The sequence below is a fragment of the Immundisolibacter sp. genome, assembly GCF_028696615.1.
Lineage (GTDB): Bacteria > Pseudomonadota > Gammaproteobacteria > Immundisolibacterales > Immundisolibacteraceae > Immundisolibacter.
The window spans coordinates 2,336-4,904 of the sequence record NZ_JAQVGQ010000201.1 but is presented as its reverse complement, the minus strand read 5'-3'; the positions used below and the strand labels follow the sequence as shown (position 1 = coordinate 4,904).

Sequence of the window (2,569 nt, the reverse complement as noted above, 5' to 3'; positions counted from 1 at the left end):
GTGCCCGTGGCCAGCAGGCCAGTCCGCCCCGTGTCGGCCGGCGTGTAGTTGACGGTGAAGTGCGTTTCCACGCGGTAGTTCACGCCGCCCAAGTGCTGGATGTCCACCAGCTGCGTGAAATGGCGCGGCTGGTAGTGCTCAACGGCGTCCGGCTGAATCTTGGTGACCTGCGTGACCCGGTCCTGCAGGCGCTCGTAGCAGTCATCGAGCATATAGGCGATCGGCAGGCCGCGGTCCTCGTTTTCTTTGGCAATGCACACGTACGAGGCCGGCTTGTCGAAAGTGGCCAGCCACCCGTCCATGTCGCGCCGGTCGAGCGCACGGATGTAGTCGAGATTCAGTCGCTCGATGGCGTCGCGCACCTTGCTGTCGATGCCCTTCATGCCTTGGCCCTCCGAAAGCCCATGCGTTTGCGGTAATGCTCCCAACGTGGCAGATTGCCCGATTCGTCGTTCTGCTTGACGTTGAACTCGAGCTTGTACTCGTCGGTCACGCCCTTCTGGAAGATGGCATTGCCTGGCGAGCGGTTACCCAGATCGATGCGGGTGAAAATGGCAGCGTCCTCGAGGCTGATCAACCCGCTCGGCCCGAGCAGGTTGGATGCCTGGCGCGTGCGGTGACGCACCAGCTCGGGACTGTCGTCGTCGCGGGCGAAATAGGTGTAGTGCACCTCGACGCCGCGCGGACCCTTCGGGAACGCGTAGCGGACGTTCAGCATGTCCATGTGCTTGGTGAACACGGTCACCGGGAAGGTGCTGACCACGATCGAGCCCTTGCTGTCCGGGTCACCCTTGAACTGCACGATGGAGCTGTCCTCGAGCGCGTCGATCTTGTTCGGGATGGTCAGCTCCGAGTCGAAGGCGAGATGACCGTTCTCGGTCACCACCTGTACGCCCTTGCCGCCCTGCCAACCCAGCAGCTTGAACGCCAGGTGCAACAGCGGCGCGTGGTAACCGTCGTTGTCGACGTAGGCCTTCCAGTTGCAGTCGTAATAAACCTTTTGGTAACCAAGCAGCTTCAGGCTGTGGCCGTTGCCGAGCACGCGCGACAGCGGATCGGCCACCGCTTCGGTCATGTAAGTGCGCAGGTCCGGCGTCTTGTCGCTCATGGTGACGAAATACAGCTCGGCGAACGACTCGCTGCGCAGCTCCCTGAGGCCGAATTTTTCCTTGCTGAAGCTCGGCGAGAACTCCTGGCTGTTCGGGCAACCGACCAGCGCCCCCTCGCGGCTGAACAGCCAGCGGTGGTAGGGGCACTCGAAATCGGCCTTGTTGCCGGCGCTGTCGGTCACCAGGGTGGCGCCGCGGTGCGCGCAGGCGTTGTGGAACACACGGATCTTGCCGTCGTCACCGTGCACGGCGAAGATCGGCATCTCGCCGAGGAAGGCGGCCTTGTAGTCACCCGGCTTCGGAATCTCGGCGCGGTGCACGATGGGGTGCCACTCCTCGCCGTAGAAGATGTTTTCGAGCTCGAGCCGCCACAGGCCAGGCTCTTCGAACACGGCTTTGGGAATTTCGTTGTACTTGGCCGGCCACTCCATGACGGTGTCCGGCAGGTTGATGTTGGCGGTCATCGAGGCGACTCCTCCAAGGTGTGCGGGCGGGCCCACGAGTGAAGATACCGAGGCTGCCGATGCTAGGCGCGTGCCCAAAACGGCACCTGACTGCCATCAAGCTTTCCCGAAAAAGCCCGCCGCGGCCCGGCCCGGGCGTTCGCGCGTATACTTGCGCGCCCCCAATCAACAAGGATTGCCCCTGCGGTCGCGGCGGCGCCTGTGGCGCGCCTGCCACATTGACCGATCGGTCAGTCCGGTCGCTTCCGAGAACGACAACCCTTGCCGTGGAGACGGTCCATGCATGATCTTCGACTGCTCGCGCGAACCACCCTGCTGGCGGCCGTCGCCGCGACGCTGGTGGCTTGCGGCCCCGCCGCGCCGCCGCAGGGCCAGCGCCCGCCGCCGGAAGTGGGCTTCATCGCGCTGCAGCCGCAGCGCTTCGCGCTGACCACTGAGCTGCCCGGCCGTACCGCAGCCTTCCGGGTCGCCGAGGTGCGCCCACAGGTCAGCGGCATCCTGCAGAAACGCTTGTTCGTGGAAGGCAGCAGCGTCAAGGCCGGCCAGGTGCTGTACCAAATCGATCCCGCCCCGTATGCGGCGGCGGTGCAGCGGGCCGAAGCGGAGCTCGCGCGCGCGCGCGCCGCCGCCGAGGTGGCACGTCTGAAGGCCGAGCGCTTCGCGCCGCTGGCCCGCTCCGGCGCCGTCCCCAAGCAGGACAACGACGACGTGCAGGCCGCTTACCAGCAGGCGCTCGCCAACGCGCAGGCGGCACGCGCGGCGCTCGACAGCGCCCGCATCGACCTCGGCTACACGCGCATCCAGGCGCCCATCGACGGGGTGATCAGCGAGTCGTTCATCACCGAGGGCGCGCTGGTCACGACCGGCCAGGCGCAGGCCCTGGCGCGCATCACCCAGCTCGACCCGATCTACGTCGACATCCAGCGGCCGACCGCCGAGATGCTGCGCCTGCAGCGCGAGTTCGACGCCGGGCACCTGCAGCGCAGCGGTCCCGAC

3 protein-coding genes are annotated in these 2,569 nt (G+C 66.1%); 1 reads left to right on the top strand and 2 read right to left on the bottom strand.

Annotated features, from left to right (window positions below):
* Positions 1–383, bottom strand: a 383-nt coding sequence (locus PHC73_RS11535) for an aromatic-ring-hydroxylating dioxygenase subunit beta (RefSeq protein ID WP_300128279.1), incomplete at its 3' end; no start/stop codon positions are given.
* Positions 380–1,573 (bottom strand): aromatic ring-hydroxylating dioxygenase subunit alpha, encoded by a 1,194-nt coding sequence (locus PHC73_RS11530; RefSeq protein WP_300128277.1) that lies wholly within the window; start codon positions 1,571–1,573, stop codon positions 380–382. The genes PHC73_RS11530 and PHC73_RS11535, both read right to left, overlap by 4 nt.
* Before the next feature lie 279 nt (positions 1,574–1,852).
* Between PHC73_RS11530 and PHC73_RS11525 the strand changes: the two genes are divergently transcribed.
* Positions 1,853–2,569: efflux RND transporter periplasmic adaptor subunit (locus tag PHC73_RS11525; RefSeq protein ID WP_300128274.1), on the top strand; the 717-nt coding region annotated here is incomplete at its 3' end.